The sequence below is a fragment of the Parabacteroides sp. merdae-related_45_40 genome (assembly GCF_001915675.1).
Map to the genome: position 1 here is coordinate 27,954 of NZ_MNQY01000131.1, position 18,307 is coordinate 46,260.

At 40.5% G+C, this 18,307-nt stretch carries 11 protein-coding genes, 1 tRNA gene and 4 pseudogenes; 6 read left to right on the plus strand and 10 right to left on the minus strand.

From position 1 onward, the window contains the following. Window positions 1-77 precede the first annotated feature (77 nt). Window positions 78-1,397, plus strand: coding sequence for a TldD/PmbA family protein (locus BHV83_RS18645; RefSeq protein ID WP_022322957.1), 1,320 nt, complete (start codon window positions 78-80; stop codon window positions 1,395-1,397). Window positions 1,398-1,627: 230 nt separating this feature from the next. On the opposite strand, the gene BHV83_RS18650 is transcribed toward BHV83_RS18645, so the two are convergent. The 10 genes and pseudogenes from BHV83_RS18650 to BHV83_RS18690 all read right to left on the minus strand — a co-directional run bounded on the left by BHV83_RS18650 (window position 1,628) and on the right by BHV83_RS18690 (window position 13,629). Continuing rightward, window positions 1,628-2,956, minus strand: a complete 1,329-nt coding sequence (locus BHV83_RS18650; protein WP_005641795.1) for an aspartate kinase — start codon at window positions 2,954-2,956, stop codon at window positions 1,628-1,630. Window positions 2,957-2,984: 28 nt separating this feature from the next. Beyond that, window positions 2,985-4,703 carry an ATP-binding protein gene (locus tag BHV83_RS18655; RefSeq protein WP_081582773.1) on the minus strand — a complete coding sequence of 573 codons (1,719 nt, stop codon included), beginning with the start codon at window positions 4,701-4,703 and terminating at the stop codon, window positions 2,985-2,987. Between the two features lie 11 nt (window positions 4,704-4,714). Then, window positions 4,715-5,773 carry a sensor protein KdpD gene (locus tag BHV83_RS18660; RefSeq protein ID WP_286757892.1) on the minus strand — a complete coding sequence of 353 codons (1,059 nt, stop codon included), beginning with the start codon at window positions 5,771-5,773 and terminating at the stop codon, window positions 4,715-4,717. 12 nt (window positions 5,774-5,785) lie between these two features. Next, a complete protein-coding gene (locus tag BHV83_RS18665) occupies window positions 5,786-6,556 on the minus strand; it encodes a TorF family putative porin (protein ID WP_122205964.1) in 771 nt (256 codons plus the stop codon). A gap of 33 nt (window positions 6,557-6,589) precedes the next feature. Further along, complete coding sequence (locus BHV83_RS18670; protein WP_005643457.1) at window positions 6,590-7,171, minus strand: K(+)-transporting ATPase subunit C; 582 nt, start codon at window positions 7,169-7,171, stop codon at window positions 6,590-6,592. 80 nt (window positions 7,172-7,251) lie between these two features. Then, window positions 7,252-9,291 carry a potassium-transporting ATPase subunit KdpB gene (gene kdpB, locus BHV83_RS18675; RefSeq protein ID WP_122203679.1) on the minus strand — a complete coding sequence of 680 codons (2,040 nt, stop codon included), beginning with the start codon at window positions 9,289-9,291 and terminating at the stop codon, window positions 7,252-7,254. A 16-nt stretch (window positions 9,292-9,307) separates the two neighbouring features. Next, window positions 9,308-11,017 (minus strand): potassium-transporting ATPase subunit KdpA, encoded by a 1,710-nt coding sequence (gene kdpA, locus BHV83_RS18680; RefSeq protein ID WP_005643461.1) that lies wholly within the window; start codon window positions 11,015-11,017, stop codon window positions 9,308-9,310. 26 nt (window positions 11,018-11,043) lie between these two features. Further along, window positions 11,044-11,124 (minus strand): potassium-transporting ATPase subunit F, encoded by an 81-nt coding sequence (locus tag BHV83_RS21805; RefSeq protein WP_081447009.1) that lies wholly within the window; start codon window positions 11,122-11,124, stop codon window positions 11,044-11,046. Between the two features lie 700 nt (window positions 11,125-11,824). Next, a pseudogene (locus BHV83_RS18685) lies at window positions 11,825-13,140 on the minus strand (sigma-54-dependent transcriptional regulator); the annotation flags it as partial. A gap of 18 nt (window positions 13,141-13,158) precedes the next feature. Next, the gene (locus BHV83_RS18690; protein ID WP_005649390.1) at window positions 13,159-13,629 is read right to left on the minus strand and encodes a hypothetical protein; all 471 of its coding nucleotides are present in this window, start codon (window positions 13,627-13,629) and stop codon (window positions 13,159-13,161) included. An 832-nt stretch (window positions 13,630-14,461) separates the two neighbouring features. Between BHV83_RS18690 and BHV83_RS18695 the strand changes: the two are divergent. The 5 genes and pseudogenes from BHV83_RS18695 to BHV83_RS18715 form a co-directional block, all read left to right on the plus strand. After that, window positions 14,462-15,219: pseudogene (locus tag BHV83_RS18695) on the plus strand (trehalose-6-phosphate synthase); the annotation flags it as partial. Further along, a pseudogene (locus tag BHV83_RS18700) lies at window positions 15,197-15,473 on the plus strand (ParB N-terminal domain-containing protein); the annotation flags it as partial. The pseudogenes BHV83_RS18695 and BHV83_RS18700, both read left to right, overlap by 23 nt. Window positions 15,474-15,703: 230 nt before the next feature. Beyond that, window positions 15,704-15,776, plus strand: a tRNA-Lys gene (locus BHV83_RS18705). 271 nt (window positions 15,777-16,047) lie between these two features. Beyond that, window positions 16,048-17,249 (plus strand): annotated as a pseudogene (locus BHV83_RS18710) (site-specific integrase). A 23-nt stretch (window positions 17,250-17,272) separates the two neighbouring features. Then, window positions 17,273-17,794 (plus strand): ORF6N domain-containing protein, encoded by a 522-nt coding sequence (locus tag BHV83_RS18715; protein WP_195421867.1) that lies wholly within the window; start codon window positions 17,273-17,275, stop codon window positions 17,792-17,794. The last annotated feature ends 513 nt before the right edge of the window (window positions 17,795-18,307 follow it).

Here is an 18,307-nt window from a genome sequence, read left to right on the forward strand (position 1 = left end):
TTTATGCGTTGTCTACACACCCATAAATCATAAATCCAAAGTCATAATCATAAATCTAAAATCATAAATCATTAGACATGATAACGAACGAAAATAAAAAACTGGCTCAGTGGGCCATGGAATTTGCCCTGAAAAACGGTTGCCAGGCCTCACGTGTAAGTATCTATAATGGATCGAGCAGTTCCTTCGAAATACGTGATATGAAAATGGACCGCTTGCAACAGGCATCGGAAAACAGTTTGGTGATCCATCTGTTTGTGGACGGACGTTTCGGTTCCTTCTCTACAAACCGTCTGGATAAAAAGGAACTGGAAAGTTTTATCCGTAACGGTATCGCTTCCACTCGCTTCCTGGCGGAAGACAAGGCGCGTACGTTACCCGACTCTTCTCTCTATTATAAAGGAGGCGGCGCCGACTTGCAACTGATCGATCCGAAGTTCGACTCAATCCAGCCGGACGACAAAGTGACACTGGCCATGAACGTCTGCAACGAAATGATGGGAAAAGACCCCCGTATTATCTCGGTCAATTCATCCTACAGCGATGAAAAGGATTTCAAATATATGGTTGCCAGCAACGGCTTCGAAGGGGAAGCATCCGGTTCTTCTTTCAGCCTAGTTGCCAGCGTAAGCATCAAAGGTGAAGGGGATGCTCGCCCGGAATCCTATTGGTTCGATTCTTCACTTTACTATGATAAGTTAATTAAAGAAGGTCTGGGAACAAAGGCCCTGGAACGTGTAATGCGTAAACTGGGACAGAAAAAGGTCGCTTCCGGCAAGTATCAGATGGTTGTGGACAATATGAATTCCTCCCGTTTGCTTTCTCCGGTAATCGATGCATTATATGGTTCTTCCATCCAGCAGAAAAACTCTTTTTTGTTGGATAAAATCGACCAGAAAGTATTGGGTGACAAACTAACGGTTATCGATGAACCCCACATGGTGGGTACATCCGGTGCCCGATATTTCGATGGCGAAGGTGTAGCGACAAAACGTATGCCTGTGTTTGAAAACGGTATCCTGAAAACCTATTATATCGATACCTATTCAGCCAACAAGATGAATATGAGACAAACGATTGCCTCCCCTTCTATCCTGACCATGCAAATGGGAAATAAGGATACGGATGGTCTGATTGCTTCTGTCGACAGAGGTATTCTGGTGACGGGTTTCAACGGCGGTAACAGCAACAGTACGACCGGTGACTTCTCTTACGGTGTAGAAGGTTTCCTGATCGAAAAAGGCAAACTGACACAACCCATCTCCGAAATGAACGCAACAGGCAACATGATTTCCTTGTGGAGTAATTTAGCCGAAGTCGGCAATGACCCGCGCACATTCTCCAGTTGGCGTGTTCCTTCTCTAATATTCGACGGGGTCGATTTTAGCGGGTTATAAGAAATAATATATATTGTTAAATAGTAGATGGATATAGAAGTGAATCCTAAAAGTTAGACAAAAACATTTAGAATTCACTTCATTATATTTTGTCTATACCAAAAGATAACAGAATAAACAGAGGCATCTTGATCTTCCAACATTTCCTTCTCTTTCTGTTTTTCATATAATTGTTCAACAGATTTGGTGTCCCTCCCAAACATTTGATAAAGGAATCAAATCTGGTATATTTAATAAATGTCAGATACGGAAAATAGGTGTTCACTGAGCGCCTTTAAGGCATGCACTTTATCCTCCGCTTTCATCACCAACGATACGTTACTACTACTACCACCGTATGAAATCATTCGTACGGGAATATCTTTCAACGCATTGATGATGCGTGCCTCAAAACCGACATTTTGCCATTCCAAGTCACCAACAACACAAACAATCACCATATTCTTTTCGACTGTAATCGTTGCGTATTCCCTTAATACACCCACAATCTCGTCTATGTGCTTGTCATTATCAATCGCTACGGAAACTCCGATATCAGAAGTAGTCACCATGTCCACCGGTGTATTGTAATTATAGAATGTATCAAACACGATGCTCAGAAAATGAGGTGTCGGTATCGTATGTAGCGACTTGATCTTGACATATGTGATATTGTCTTTGGCGGCAACAGCTTTGATCGCCTCTTTTTCAGCAGTGTTCGAGATCAATGTACCTGACGCACTTGGTTGCAACGCGTTCAAAAGGCGTACCGGAATGTTCTTTTCCTTGGCAGGTAGGATACAAGCCGGATGCAGTATCTTAGCACCGAAATGCGCCAACTTGGCTGCTTCGTCGAAGTTCAATTGTCTGACAGGAGCGGTATCATTGACAAACCGTGGGTCATTATTATGCATTCCGTCAATATCCGTCCATATCTGTATCTCTTCTGCTTGGATAGCCGCTCCGATTAAAGAGGCGGTGTAATCACTTCCTCCCCTTTCCAAGTTGTCAATACTGCCGTAGGCATTCCGGCAAATAAAACCTTGCGTGATATATATTTCAGCCTCCTTGTTTTGCTCCAAAAGAACCTTTAGGTGTTTAGAGATATATTCCATATCCGGTTCATTGTCCACCGTAATCCGCATGAAGTTCAACGCAGGCAATAAAGCAACCTCCACCCCCTGTTCTTCCAGATAACAGGCCATCAGAAAAGTCGATATCAACTCACCCTGCACCAAGATTTCCTTTTCATCGAATACGCTGAAAGGCATATTTGAGAAAGACCAGACATGTTGAAACCGTTCGAGCATGTATTGCATGGCTTTTTCCTTGTAGACATCACTCCGGTATAATTCTTCTATATGATTGACATAAGCCTGCTCCAAGGAAGAAAGGACCGCATTGGCTTTTTCCGGATCTTTTTTGTGAAAACATTCAGATATCTCCACTAAAGAGTTTGTTGTCCCAGCCATAGCAGAGAGCACTACTATTTTCTGTTCCTGATCGCAAACTATTGACGCAACATTCTTGATCCGCTGGGCAGAACCGACTGAAGTACCACCAAATTTTAATACTTTCATTAGACTATCTGATTTTTGATTTTACTTTTTATACATTAAATCTAACCACGAACGTACTACCTTTACCGACTTCGCTTTCGATATGGATCGTACCACCATGAGCTTCCACAAAGTCCTTGCTGATGGCAAGTCCTAAACCACTACCTTGTACTTTTGTTCCTGGGACACGGAAATAGTGATCAAAAATACTTTCGTGGTAACGCGAATCAATGCCCTTTCCGAAGTCCTTGACATAAATCTCGACGGCTTTGTCGATCTGTCGTGCACCGATGACGATCCTCCCGTTCTCCGATGAATAACGGATGGCGTTCGACAACAGATTGGTCACAACCCAAGCAATCTTCTCGCTGTCAACAAACAACTTGGCAATCTTTTCGGGATATTCCACTTCGATCTGACAGTTAAAACGCTCGGCTTGTACCTGGTTCGCCTTGATGGCATAGTTAATCAGTTCGATCGGTTTGGTAATCTTCGGATTCAAATAGAGCTTACCACTCTCTACCTGTGACATCTTCAACAATTCACTAGTGATCTCCAACAAACGATCGCTATTCTCCTTTATGTTCCTAGAAAGGCTCTCCTGTTCTGTATTTAGCTTTCCTATCCTGTTATCTTCCAGTAATTTCAAGCTCATCATAATAGCTGATATCGGTGTTTTCAGTTCATGGGAAATCGTCGAAATAAAGGTTGTCTTTGCAATATCTTTTTCTTTAAATTCGGTCACGTTCTTCAACAAGATCACATCCCCGACATACTTACTCTCTAGTCCGGTCTGCTTGTTGACGTTGATCGGAATGTATTTTACCTGAAAATAGCTTTCTTTATTGTCTGCGTAAATTTTCAACGGGTCCTTATTGTCATCGGGATGAACTAATTGCCGAATCAAACGGCGGAGCAAATCATTTTTTAACGCCACTTCGGGAGCCGGCCTGCCAATAATGTTTTCCCGCGTCAAATTCAAAACAGTCAAAGCCTCGTCATTAACAAACAAAATCTTCCGTTCCTTACTCAAGCCTATGATAGGTTCTGCTATGCTGTTGATAATTGTTTCTATATATTTTTTTCCCTGCAGGATATCTTCCAGCGAACTGTTCCTGTATTCGGCCAATCGCTCAGCCATCTCGTTAAACAATGTAGCTATTTCCTTGAACTCCGGCTCATTCCCCAAATCGAGCCGCTTACTGTAATTGGCATTGGTGATTTCCTTGATGCCATCCGTCAATTTCCGGATCTGTACGCTGACCGAACGTGGTAAACGAACCAGAAAGAGGAAAGCGATCGTGATACAAGCAATCCCTACCGTCCAGATCCCAAAAAGAGATCTTTTCGCTGTGTGGACAGCCACTTCATTCTTTTCATAAATGGCAGACATATTGACCGCCATAATGGTATAGATCGTCTGGCGTATTTGCCGAATCGATTCATCATCCATGTCATCCAATGCCTTTTCACAGTACGAACTTAACCGGTTGGTCAGTACGTCTTCATCCTTCTCTGTCAGATTGTTTCTCTGAGCCTCCAACCCGGCCTCAAAGTTTTTTCGGGCATTCGGATTTTCCCGAATGGCATCCAATGACTCAAGCATCTGACGGGAATAAAGGAGTGAATTATAATTATCCGCCAGAATATTCTGCGTGTCATCTGATACATTATGAATGTTTTTTATAGCCAATCCCCCTAATAAAGTGATCAAGACAAATAAAAGCCCTATTCCATAAGTCAACTTTGTTTTTATATTCATTTTTATATAAGGATTTTTTAAGCTAATATTATCAAATCAATACCTAATTGAGCTAATTCTTCTAACATGTTCCGATAATGAACCATAGCAAGGATAACGGAAGGGTATTTTAAAGTCGGTCGTCCAATACATAATGTGCTGATTTGTTTTTCTTTACAAGCCTGCACTATCGCATCCGTTATATGTGGGGATTGCACTTGAATAACTTCTCCTCCGAGTTCTGTTGCCAGCTTGAAATGGTTCAGTAAATGTCTTTGGCTTGCCAACGAAATCCGGTCCGAACTTTCCCTAGGGGTTTGTACATACAATACAAAGAACTTGGTGTTATATCGGGTAGCCAACCGCGCGACTTTCCGTATGATCTTACGAGGGGTTTTCTCATTACTGCTGATACAGGCCATAAACCTTTCATGCCGCACGCCAAGATTCTCAGGAATAGTACTTTCCACTTTTTTTTCTACCCGCAAAGCAACCTCTTTCAATGCCAATTCCCTAAGCTGAAGAATATGCTCAGCCTTAAAGAAATTATTCAATGCTGTTTGTATCTTATCAGGTTTGTATATTTTTCCGGCTTTTAACCGAGCCAGCAGTTCGTCAGCAGTAAGGTCTATATTGACTACTTCATCCGCCTGCTCCAGTACGATATCAGGAATACGCTCCTTGACCTCAATGCCAACCACGTCCTGCACCATCTCGTTTAATCCTTCTATATGCTGAATATTAACTGCCGTAATTACACTGATACTGGCATCCAGTATATCCATAACATCCTGCCAACGTTTTTCATTCTTACTGCCTTCAACATTGGTATGAGCCAATTCGTCAACGATAACAACTTCAGGATGAATACTGAGAATTGACTGTAAGTCCATCTCTTCGATCTCTTTTCCTTTATAAAATATTTTACGACGTGGAATGACAGGCAGTCCTTCCACCAATGCCTCTGTCTCGACTCTCCCATGTGTTTCTATATAACCGATCTTGACATCGATACCGCTTTCCAGTAATTGGTGGGCATCTGATAGCATCCGATACGATTTACCTAAAAAATGTTGTACACTTTGTTCTCGGTCCATGCGTATACTATATCAAGGTCTTAAAGAAATTCCCAAGACAAGATGAGCATCCTCCATACGAGGGTTCCAAATTGCCTGTGTAAAAATGGGTAATGAGAAAGAATTCGTGATTTTGATATCTTTCATTGCTTTCAATGCAACGTTCATTACAGCAAATCCACTATTTACATCACCTCCATACGTAGTTACTCCCGCATCGTATGGAAGAACACCACAAGTTGCATTCAGATCAACTCCCTTCACTGTGAACGGGAAGTTCAGCTCTACATAAGAAGAATAGTTTTGGTTTCCATTTTCATCTTTATCTTGACCGGCAAACATGAAATTCCAAGTGATAGACAGCGGGAACTTCTCAATAGGTAAAGTGTAAGCCAAACCTGCTTCAAAATGGTGAGCTGTTTCGTGACTCTTGAAGTTAAAGTAGTCACCGGCACCTTGTCCTGCCCACCATAAGCTAGCGACAGACAATGTAGGACCTGCCGATCCGAATGTATAAGCAGCCGTCAAATCTATTTCTTTAGCCGCAGCTGCTGATGTGGAATTGGCACCCTGGAAATCAGTAGACCCCCAAGCTGTCAAAGAGAAATTACCTACGCCTAAAGATAATGTGGGTTGAAAGCTGGCACCAGTTTGGTAAAAACCACGCCAAATATAAGAACTTACCAAATCTCCCTGTACGGAAAAATTTACCTTACCATCCTCTTCCTGTGCATTAGCCAACGTAGAAGATGCCATTGAGAATGCAGCCGCCAAAGCAACTACTTTTTTTACAAATGATTTCATAACCTTAAATCTAATTTACCTATTAAATAACTGTTATTTGTTTTCAGCAGCTTTATCAAGCGCAACGTTTAATTTCAACACGTTTACTTTTTCTGTACCGAACATGCCCAATAAAGGTTTCTCAACATGTGAGTTCACGATTGTCATCACCTTTTCTTCCGACCAACCACGAGCGTCCGCTACACGTTTAGCCTGTACATAAGCGGCTTTCGGTGAGATATGTGGATCCAAACCGGAGCTACTGGCCGTGATGATTTCAGCCGGAACTTTTTCACGGGTTAGGTAAGGATGATGGACCAAAAATGTATCAATACGTTCTTCCAACAAGGCCAAATGTTCTTCATTGGAAGGTCCCTTGTTACTACCTGCCGAACTGGATGCATCGTAACCGTCACCGGCATGGGAAGGACGGCCCCAGAAATAAATATCTTGTGTAAAATTCTGACCAACATTGGCAGCCCCCACTACTTTTCCATTCAATGTAACCAGTTCAGCATTACCCTTATTCGGTCCTGCCACTTGGGCAAACAACCACAAAACGAAGATGTAGAAAACACTGAAGAACAAACAAAACGCAATTGTCAGTCTTAATGATTTAAAAAGATTTGATATCATAATGAATTATTATTTTATTTTCTTAACCTTCCTCCTATCTTCATACAGAGGAAGGAAGGTTTTTAATATTGATTTTACTTTTACATGAATAAACTTACAATCATATCTATCAACTTAATACCAATGAACGGGACAATCACACCGCCCAAACCGTAAATCAGCAAGTTGCGACGAAGCAATGCAGAAGCACCAATCGGTTTATAAGCCACACCGCGTAACGCCAGTGGGATCAGAATCGGGATAATGATTGCATTGAAGATGATCGCACTCAGGATCGCTGATTCCGGGCTATGCAAGTGCATAATGTTCATTGGGGCCAATGCAGGGATCGTAACCATGAATAAAGCCGGAACAATCGCGAAATACTTAGCCACGTCGTTAGCTATACTGAAAGTAGTCAGCGTTCCGCGAGTCATCAGCAACTGTTTACCAATTTCGACAATCTCGATCAGTTTCGTTGGATCATTATCCAAATCAACCATATTACCAGCTTCCTTGGCAGCCTGTGTACCACTATTCATTGCCACACCAACATTTGCTTGAGCCAAAGCCGGAGCATCATTCGTTCCGTCCCCCATCATAGCGACCAGCTTACCGTTTTCCTGCTCCTTACGGATATAGTTCATCTTGTCTTCCGGTTTGGCCTCAGCGATATAATCGTCTACACCTGCTTTTTCAGCGATATATTTTGCGGTCAATGGGTTATCACCAGTTACCATTACCGTCTTCACACCCATCTTACGCAGACGCTCGAAACGTTCCTGGATACCCGGTTTGATAATATCTTGTAATTCAATCACACCGATAATGAAGTCGTCCTGTGAAACAACCAGTGGAGTACCACCGTTGCTCGTGATCTTCTGAACTAAATCGGCAACCTCTTTCGGGTATTTGTTACCTGCAGCCTCACTCATCTTACGGATGGCTTCAAAAGCGCCTTTACGGATACGAGTACCATTTGCCAAATCTACACCTGAACATTTTGTCTCCGCCGTAAATTTGATCATTTTTGATCCGGATGTATTCAGATCATGTACACGTACACCTTTTTCACGTCCCAGTTCTACGATTGACTTACCTTCAGGCGTATCGTCAGAAAGAGAGGACAGCAAACAAGCCTGTACAAAAGAGTGCTCATCAACGCCAGATACCGGATAGAACTGGGTTGCTTTGCGATTACCAATCGTGATTGTACCGGTCTTGTCGAGTAGTAAAGTATCAATATCACCAGCCGTTTCAACCGCCTTACCGGATTTGGTGATTACATTAGCTGACAACGCACGATCCATACCTGCAATACCGATAGCTGACAACAAACCACCAATCGTAGTCGGAATCAAACAAACAAACAAAGAGATAAAGGCAGCGATCGTAATCGTCGTGTTAGAATAATCAGCAAACGGTTTCAAAGTACCGCAAACAACAACGAATACCAGTGTAAAACCAGCCAGTAGGATTGTCAAGGCAATTTCGTTCGGAGTCTTTTGGCGTGAAGCACCTTCTACCAAAGCAATCATCTTGTCCAAGAAACTTTCACCCGGTTCAGTTGTGACTTTTACTCTAATCTGATCTGACAATACTTTCGTACCACCAGTAACCGAACTCTTGTCACCGCCTGCTTCACGGATCACCGGAGCAGATTCACCCGTAATAGCGCTTTCGTCGATAGAAGCCAGGCCTTCGATGATCTCACCATCGGAAGGAATCGTATCGCCGGCTTCACAAATAAAGATGTCGCCTTTCTTCAACTGAGAAGAACTGACAGTCTCGATCTTATTACCGACACACAAACGAGCCGGAGTCTCTTCACGAGTCTTACGCAAACTGTCGGCCTGTGCTTTACCACGTGCTTCTGCAATCGCCTCTGCGAAATTTGCGAAAAGCAGCGTTGCGAACAATACAATAAATACTAACATGTTGTAACCGAAAGATCCTTGCGTCGTATCGCCTGTGGCTACTGCCCATATAGTAACGAACAACATAACGAATGTCACCACCTCTACGATAAACATGATCGGGTTACGGAACATCACCCGCGGATTTAACTTAACGAATGATTGCTTCAAACTTTCTATAACGAGCTCCTTTGGAAATAAAGAAGCAGCTTTGTTATTTCTCATCTTCTTAATCTGTCAATTAGTAAATACTAAAATATTCAGCGATCGGGCCTAATGTTTGTGCAGGGAAGAATGACAATGCGGCTACGATCACGATTACGCAGAATGTCATCACACCGAATGTAACGGTATCGGTCTTCAATGTACCCGCACTTTCTGGAGTATATTTCTTGTTTGCCAATAGACCTGCGATAGCAACCTGTCCGACAATTGGTAAATAACGTGAAATGATCAACGCCAAACCGCAAGTATAGTTCCAAAAATAGGTATTGTCACCTAATCCTTCGAAACCGGAACCGTTGTTAGCGGAAGAAGAGGTATATTCATATAGCATTTCACTGAAACCATGGAAACCGGGGTTGTTTAACCAACCGCCTTCACTCTCAACAAAGCCCGGACAATATACCCACACATAGCTAGAAATTGCGGTAAAGATCAAGATAACGAACGGGTGAGCTAATGATACGATCGTAGCGATCTTCATTTCCCGAGCCTCAACCTTCTTACCAAGAAATTCCGGTGTACGTCCGACCATCAAACCGCTGATGAATACGGCAATGATCAGGAATGCATAGTAGTTCATGAAACCTACACCGACACCACCGAACCATGTATTGATCTGCATGTTCAACATCTCGACCATACCGGAAAGAGGCATTGTACTGTCGTGCATACCGTTAACGGAGCCATTAGAAGTGACAGTCGTAGTCACAGACCACAAAGCGGTTGCACCCGGACCCAGACGGGTTTCCTTACCTTCCATAGCACCGCAAGACTGGTCAATACCCATCTCGTCAATTTTCGGATTACCTGCCATCTCATAGTGAACGTTACAGAATACTCCTAAAAGATAAGCAAACAGCATCACGCCATAGATCACATAACCTAACTTTTTACGTTTCAAATAAAATCCCAAAGCAAATACCAATGCCATTGGAATGATTAGAATAGACCAGCATTCTATAATATTGGTCAGATAAGTCGGGTTTTCCAAAGGGTGAGAAGAGTTTACTCCGAAGTAACCACCACCATTCGTACCTAACTGTTTAATCGGAACAATTGCTGCTGTAGGTCCTTGTGAAACAATTTGTTCAGATCCTTCCAATGTCGGGATTGTCATTTTAGACTCGAAGCCCATTGGTGTACCCTCCAGGATCAAAATAAAACCTACGATCAGAGACATCGGGAAAAGGATACGTGTACAGCTGATCACTAAATAGTGCCAGAAGTTACCGATTGTTTTAGTTGTTTTGGCTGCCATCGATTTCATAATACCAGCCATGGCTGCCATACCAGTCGCAGCAGTGATGAACTGGAACAACATAATGACGAACAACTGTGTAAAATAAGTCAAACCGCTTTCTCCGCTATAGTGCTGCAAGTTACAGTTAACCATAAAACTAATACACGTATTGAACGCCAAGTCCGGACTTTGTCCGCTGTTTCCATCGGGGTTCAAAGGAAGATATCCTTGCGATACCAACAGGATCATACCCCAGAAGAACCAAAATACGTTTATAATAAGCAGAGATTTCAGGAATACCTTCCAATCCATCTCTTCGTTGGGGTTGATACCCGCCAGTTTGTAAATAAATCTTTCAATCGGAGCCATGAAACGCATACAATCGTTTCCCTCCTTGTACACCTTGGCGATATGCTTTCCTAATGGATAGCTGATAACTATCAGCAGCAATATCTGCAATGCTACACCTAAAATTTCTGTGTTCATCTTTTTACTTTAAAAACTAATTACCATTAAAACTTTTCGGGCTTAATCAGGACATACATCAAATACCCGAAAATCACTACGCAAAGTATAAACAGTGCTAAAAACATAATTTAATTCTCCTTTCTCACATTAAATTTTCTCAAACCAGTCCACACACTTGAAGAAAAACCAATAGCATGCTACACCGGTAGCACACAAGAACAAAAACGATAACGTATCTTCCATACTTCTTTTTATTAAATTGTTAATACCATTTATTTTTTCGTTTTCTTATATGCTAAAGTCGTGCCAAAAGTCTTAATTCATACGTAATTATCTATTTATTAGATGTATAGTTAAAATCATTCTTGTTATGCAACATGCTAAATCCTTTTCAAAATGAAAAAAATATTTCCATTTTAGGATAATCGCATATTGTTTGCCTTACCAGTCTTTAAGAGAGTTATTTTCACATTTCAGGCTTCTGGAGTCTTTTCCTTTTGATATAAAGTTTGTAATTAAAAGGTACTTGAAAAAACGAGAAAGACTTATCCTCCAAGAATAATATGCCGACATTTTTCTGAACGGGTAAGTATCCGTTCGCCATCCGATGCCTACTTGTTTCCTATCGGATAAACATCCGTTTTTCCTCCTCAGCCATGACCTTTGAAAAATAAAATACCTATGAGAAACCAGAAAGATGATATGAAAGAGTTAGTATGGAGGATATATTGGTTTTGCTTTTTCATTTTGAAAAGGTACATAAAAAGACAAGCTACCTAAAACAGGCAGCCTGTCTGGTATACAAGAACAAAGTGCTTTTAAAAATAGTCCATAGGTTTCCATCTTCCTATAAAGCGTGGTTAACCCTATCCCTAGAAGACGAGCAGCTTCAAGTTTGTATCCGTTGGTATGTTGGAGGACTTTCTGAATGTGGTGCTTTTCAACGCTGGCTAGGTTCAATCCAATATTATTCCCCGTATTTTCAGATAATTCCAGCATCTGCAACGGCAGAGATTGATAGTCCAGTATTTCCCCCTCCGTAACAACTAAACATCTTTTTACCGTATTCTTTAACTCCCTGACATTTCCTTTCCATGGGTATCGTTTATGGCTGCCATGTATTTTTCTGATATCAGAAGCTTTTCCCTCCTTATTTTTTGAAAAAGAAGATACGAATTCTCTTACAAAAAAATATCTTCCCGCCATTCCCATAATGGAGGAAGATGGATATGGAAAGAAGATAAACGGTTAAATAAATCTTCTCTAAAATTTCCATTAACTATTTCTTGTTCCAAATCGCGATTTGTTGCTACTATAACTCGGACATCGACATGTATTAGAGTAAGTACTACCAATTTTCATAAATTGCCCGGTCTCAAGAACACGCAGCAACCGGGTCTGCAAAGAAATATCCATTTCTCCTATCTCATCTAAAAATATAGTACCACCATTTGCTTCCTCAAAAAGTCCTTTTGTTTCCGTAATTGCCCCGGCAAAAAAACCTGCCGTGTGTCCGAATATTTCACTTTCGAGTAAATCTTTACTGAAAGAAGAACAATTTATAGCGACAAAAGTCTACCCACTTCGCTGGCTATCATTATGGATCAGACGTGCGAAAACATATTTTCTTGTTCCGGTTTCACCTGTCTGCAATACAGACGCATCCGTTTTTGCCACTTTTTGGGCTAATGAAACGGCCTCTAATATTGCCGGAGATTTACCGATTATTTTTTTAAGTGTGATTGTTTTTCGGTAGTTATATCTACAATAAATGCTTCGGATGCTTTCTCCATCTCTTTTGCGATAAGAGAAAAGATCCTGTTATTGTCATCACCTTTTACCAAGTAATCAAAGGCACTGCTTTTTATCGCCGAGACACTGTCTTCAATCTTTCCATGAGCAGTTAAAAGAATAATCTCCGCCGAGGGAGATATGTTTTTCATCCGGTCTATAAGTTCGATGCCATTACCATCCGGCAAACAGACATCGCGAAGAACAACCTCCGGGGTATTAACCTGTAATTATCTTAAACCAGCTTTACAAGTTGCCGCTCGATATACCTCATAACCTTCTAGCTCAAGAATACGGGACAATAATGCCAGCATCTGTTTTTCGTCATCGATGATTAAGATTTTTCCCATATAATTTTTATGATCATTTTAAATTTCGCCAAAATCCTTGGATATCTGTCCAGCGCAGACAGGTTTCCAACAATCGAAATTTCTCTTTTTAGCTAAAACCGTGTTATTGATTATAGGTAATTCGCAATTCTCTTTGATATATAAAACAGCACATCCCCGAGCTGTTGTTGCCAATTGTTTTCTTAATGTATTCCAAGCATCTGCATCAGAAATAAAATATTGTGATTCGGTTGACTCCGTTTCATATTCCAGCTTGTATTCATTCAGTACCAATTCATTTTTTAGGTTTGCCTTCTTTTTGGGATAACACAAATAGGCGATCCCTGTCAAAAGAGTGATTCCGGCAAAAGTATTCAGCAGATATTCATAATAATCTTTTTCAAAGAAATAGAATTCATTGATACTACTATATATATATACGCCAACCACCAACAGTAATACTATCGTTATCCGTTGCTTAAAAAAATTCATCCGCATATTCTTTCCCATTTGTATCCTGTTTTTTAGAACCAAGTCTTTAAAATGAGCCATGAATAAATTATATCCACGGCTCAAAAAGAAAAAAACATTGGAAATCTTTACAGAATGAATGGAGAAAAAGATTTTGGTACACATAAAACAATTTTAATTGCAATAATATATAACATGAAACTTATGTCCATTTATGGGCGACCAAGTATTTCTTGCGAGGCCACCATTTTTCAATCCTATTTTTCAGAATGAAAAAATACCCCAAAACGCCAATCCAGCTTGTTACTAGTAACAGAATGATAATCCTGTTTTTGATCCTTTGAGGAACATCTTTTTTTATTAAATTGCTGATTGCCCATACAGAGGCAAGCGAGCCTAACTGATAAATAAAAAATACCATTTTATTTCTTTGTCGTTTTACATTGTTTCTTATAGCTGACAACCGAATATGAATATTAATGATATTTTCTTCGGAAATCTAACTAATAAGGGTAATGCCAAAATCAGACCAATTAAACGACAACAAACATAAAACACTATATATCAACCGATTTTAAAATATTAATTCTAAATTGAAAGTTTTAGAAAGCATACCAAAACGAAAAAGTTTTTTTCATTCTGGTATGCTTTCTCTATTTTTGGAAAGACAAGACACCCGATTAAAATCTCGTGAATTAACAAGAAAGAAATTTTCTTGCTCAATTCTTTGTTCATCAAAAATTTTCATTTTGGGAAAATATTTTCATTTGGAAAAATGTATCTCAGGCTTATTCTTTAGTAAATATCTAGCTATCAAATAAACATAAATCAACATGAATCTTGCCCTATTTTAATATATATTATATCAAATATGAGATTATTTATCGTTTCGAATAGATTGCCTGTAAAAATTACATGTTCCTCCGATGGAAAATTCGTTTTTTCACGGAGCGAAGGGGGGGCTACAGGTTTGAAGTCATTGGACGTTGATTGTGAAAACATTGGATCGGTTGGCCTGGCGTCTGCGTGGAACAAAAGACGGAAAAAGATGACATTTGCTGTCAATTGGAAAAAAATAATTATCATCCGGTATTCTTATCCGACGAACAGTATAAAAATTACTACGTAAGGATATAGCAACAGTACCCTATGGCCCCTCTGTCATTACTTTTTTGCATATACGTTATATAAAAAAACTTTTGGGAATCATATAGGGAAGTCAATGCTGTTTTTTGTGAAGAGATATCTCGAATAGTTGAGCCTAATGATTGGGTTTGGATACAGGACTATCAGTTAATGCTGTTGCCAGGCATGCTCCGTGAGAAGTTTCCCAACCTTCATATCGGGTATTTCCAACATATTCCGTTTCCTTCACATGAACTTTTCCGGATTCTGCCCGAAAGGGTCGAGATCCAGAATGGACTTTTGAGAGCTGACTTTGTCGCTTTCCACATTCACGATTATATACGTCATTTCATCAGTGCGACAGAACGCGTCCTTCATAAGAATTTCAATCTGGATGAAGTTCAAATGAATGATCGTGTAACCCGTGTGGATGCATTACCGATGGGGATAAACTATGATCTTTATCACAATGTGATAGCTGATGACAAAGTCCACCACGCAATACACAGTTAAAGCTATACTGATAGACAGAATGGTAGCCAACAGTTATAATCCTAATATTGTGGCACCACCGGAAATGAAATTATTGGAACTTTCCATTTGGGAAGATGGTTATACCATGCGTTTGTTATCACATTGAAGAAAAAGATCTATATGAAATTGTAGACAGCTATCATCGTTATATGGTAATGAAAACGTCACAACGCATTTATGATCGAGAAAAAGGTTTACTTCCTGTTGTGGTAATCAATAAAGATAAATGCTATTGCAATACTATGGAACGACAACGATTTACATAAATCCGAAAAATGATAATCAATATTATTTAGATTTTCTAAAAAGCTATTTTTTGAATGTATTGATTATCAACTATAATCTGCTATAATATATATGTTTTTCCGAATGAAAAGCAAATAAAAACACAATCAATACTTGCACAATAAAAAATTAATCACTATCTTTGCATTACAGAAGTAACACACAGAATGATTCGCTAGCTCAGCAGGTAGAGCACATCCCTTTTAAGGATGGGGTCCTGGGTTCGAACCCCAGGCGGATCACGAAAAGAAAAGCCAAAAGGCGACAAGAAAAAGACAAGTCCTACAAAATCAATATTTTGTGGGACTTTTTTTATTGTCTTTTGGCTACCCTAACCGCCACGAAAAGGTCATTGACTGACAAAAATTAGTGCCTTATTCGTACCCCTGACAAAATTCTTCAAAAAGGGGTACGATTTGTCGGAAAATGGCGAAATGTTGTCGGGAATTGGCGAACCTGCATTTATCTCATTATGAGTTAATAAAAGTAGTTTTGTAACTTAAAAAATGAGGTATGAAATCGACATTCAAAGTATTGTTTTTCTTGAAGCGGGAAATATGCCTATCATGGCACGTATTACCATTGACGGAAAACTGGCGCAGTTCAACACCAAACTTGAAGTCAATCCTAAAAACTGGTCTGCTAAAACCGGAAAGGTAAATGGCAGAGGGGCGGAATTTACCCGCATGAATGAAATGCTGGATAGCATCAAGGCTACCTTGCACAGACACTATCAGACCATTTTAGAACGGGACAGCTATGTAACCGCAGAGAAAGTACGCAACGTGTTCTTAGGTAAAGAGGAAAAAGCAAAAACTCTCTTACAAGTATTTTCCCAACACAATGAACAATATGCGTTGAAAGTAGGGAAAACAGCCACGCAAAAGACATATACCCGTTATGAACTTACCAAAAATCGCCTTGCCGAATATATCCACGATAAATATAATGTGGAGGATATTACCTTTCGGGAAATAAATGTTGTGTTCATTGAGGGCTTCTACCTGTTCATCCGTGAGAATTACCCGTGTACTCATAATACAGCCATGAAGTTTATACAGCGATTTAGGACTGTTGTTCTGTTTGCCCACAACTTGGGACTAATTACTTTTAATCCTTTCGGGGCATATAAGCTGAAATTTGAATATGTGGAAAGGGATTTTCTTGAACAAGCAGAATTAGACCGGATATATCAAAAGACATTCGCCAGCAAACGACTGGAGCAAGTTCGTGATATATTTATTTTCAGTTGCTACACCGGACTGTCTTATGTTGATGTCTGCGAACTAACCCCTGAAAATATAAGATTGTCCTTTGACGGTAATTTGTGGATAATCAAGAAAAGACATAAGACAAGCATAACGTCCAATATTCGATTACTGGATATACCCAAATCCATTTTGCAGAAATATGACGGGAAACTGCCCAATGGTAAACTGTTGCCAGTTATCAGTAATCAGAAGATGAATGATTACTTAAAAGAGATTGCGGTTGTTTGCGGAATAAATAAGAAAATCACGTTCCATGTAGCCCGACACAGCTTTGCGACCCTTAGCATAAGTTATGGCGTACCTATTGAAAGCGTATCTAAAATGTTGGGACACACCAACATAAGAACTACCCAAATCTATGCAAAAATCATAGATACTAAACTTAGCGAGGATATGGACATTTTAGCTAACAAGCTAAATAACAGAAAAATATCAGTCATATAAATACTAACTTAAAAAATAAGATTATGGACTTGCAGATTATCCAAAACAAGATTTTTGAAGTCAGAGGTTACCGGGTGATGCTTGACTTGCATTTGGCAGAACTCTATCAAGTGGAAACACGAGCTTTGAAACAAGCGGTCAAACGTAACATAGACCGCTTCCCCAGTGATTTCATGTTTGAGTTGAGCAAAGACGAGTGGTTAGGACTTATCACAAATTGTGATAAGTTCCCTGACAATATCCGCCACACGCCCACCCCGCCTATGGCTTTCACCGAACAGGGCGTAGCCATGCTTTCTTCGGTTCTCCGTTCCAAAGTAGCCATAGAAGTAAACATTTCAATCATGCGGGCTTTTGTCCTCATGCGCCAAATGGTAATCGGCTACGAGGAACTATTAAAGCGAATCGAGGAACTGGAGGTAAGCACCGATGCGCAGTTCAACGAACTGTACCAAGCCCTTACCCAGCTTTTAAGCCAGTCGAAGCAACAGAAAGAACGCCGTCCGGTAGGTTTCGTTACCTATGAGCGTTCCGGTAACAAATAGGTAACGATTCCGGTAACGAAATCCCACTTAATAAGCTATATTCCAATAAAGTACATTCTTCCACCTTGCGGGCAGTCCACCGACTACCCGCATTTTTTATATCCTTTTCCAACTGGCACATTCCCCGAAACGCCAACCGTGCGTGGCATGGCTGACTGTATTTCGTGAAAAGAGCCGTTGGAAACCCGCACAAGCGTACCGCAAGGTAAACTTGCCATACCCTTGCCTTTCCCGCCCGTATGGAGTGTTCCCTAAAAGACGAAAGAGAACAGGCACTTTTCCCCGGTTTCCCTATCTGTAAATCTTCCTCTTACGCAGTCCCCCAGCCGGGACAGTCGTTTTTATCATTTCAATAGGAAAAGATAGTTACGTGTTCTTCACGATTTTGCAAGGTCGAGCCGTTCCGGTTTAGCGAAAAATCTTCCCTGCCTTGCGAGGTATTTTTTGCCCAAAACCTTGCAAACTCTAAACACTACCCTTTTACGCCTATGTGAAACGAAAACGACCGACCCG

Coding starts and splice junctions, on each gene's coding strand:
- BHV83_RS21805 (WP_081447009.1), bottom strand. CDS start 11,124: ATGTTTTTAGCACTGTTTATACTTTGCGTAGTGATTTTCGGGTATTTG.
- BHV83_RS18690 (WP_005649390.1), bottom strand. CDS start 13,629: ATGGGAAAGAATATGCGGATGAATTTTTTTAAGCAACGGATAACGATA.
- BHV83_RS18715 (WP_195421867.1), top strand. CDS start 17,273: ATGGACTTGCAGATTATCCAAAACAAGATTTTTGAAGTCAGAGGTTAC.
- kdpA (WP_005643461.1), bottom strand. CDS start 11,017: ATGAACACAGAAATTTTAGGTGTAGCATTGCAGATATTGCTGCTGATA.
- BHV83_RS18650 (WP_005641795.1), bottom strand. CDS start 2,956: ATGAAAGTATTAAAATTTGGTGGTACTTCAGTCGGTTCTGCCCAGCGG.
- BHV83_RS18665 (WP_122205964.1), bottom strand. CDS start 6,556: ATGAAATCATTTGTAAAAAAAGTAGTTGCTTTGGCGGCTGCATTCTCA.
- BHV83_RS18670 (WP_005643457.1), bottom strand. CDS start 7,171: ATGATATCAAATCTTTTTAAATCATTAAGACTGACAATTGCGTTTTGT.
- BHV83_RS18660 (WP_286757892.1), bottom strand. CDS start 5,773: ATGGACCGAGAACAAAGTGTACAACATTTTTTAGGTAAATCGTATCGG.
- BHV83_RS18645 (WP_022322957.1), top strand. CDS start 78: ATGATAACGAACGAAAATAAAAAACTGGCTCAGTGGGCCATGGAATTT.
- kdpB (WP_122203679.1), bottom strand. CDS start 9,291: ATGAGAAATAACAAAGCTGCTTCTTTATTTCCAAAGGAGCTCGTTATA.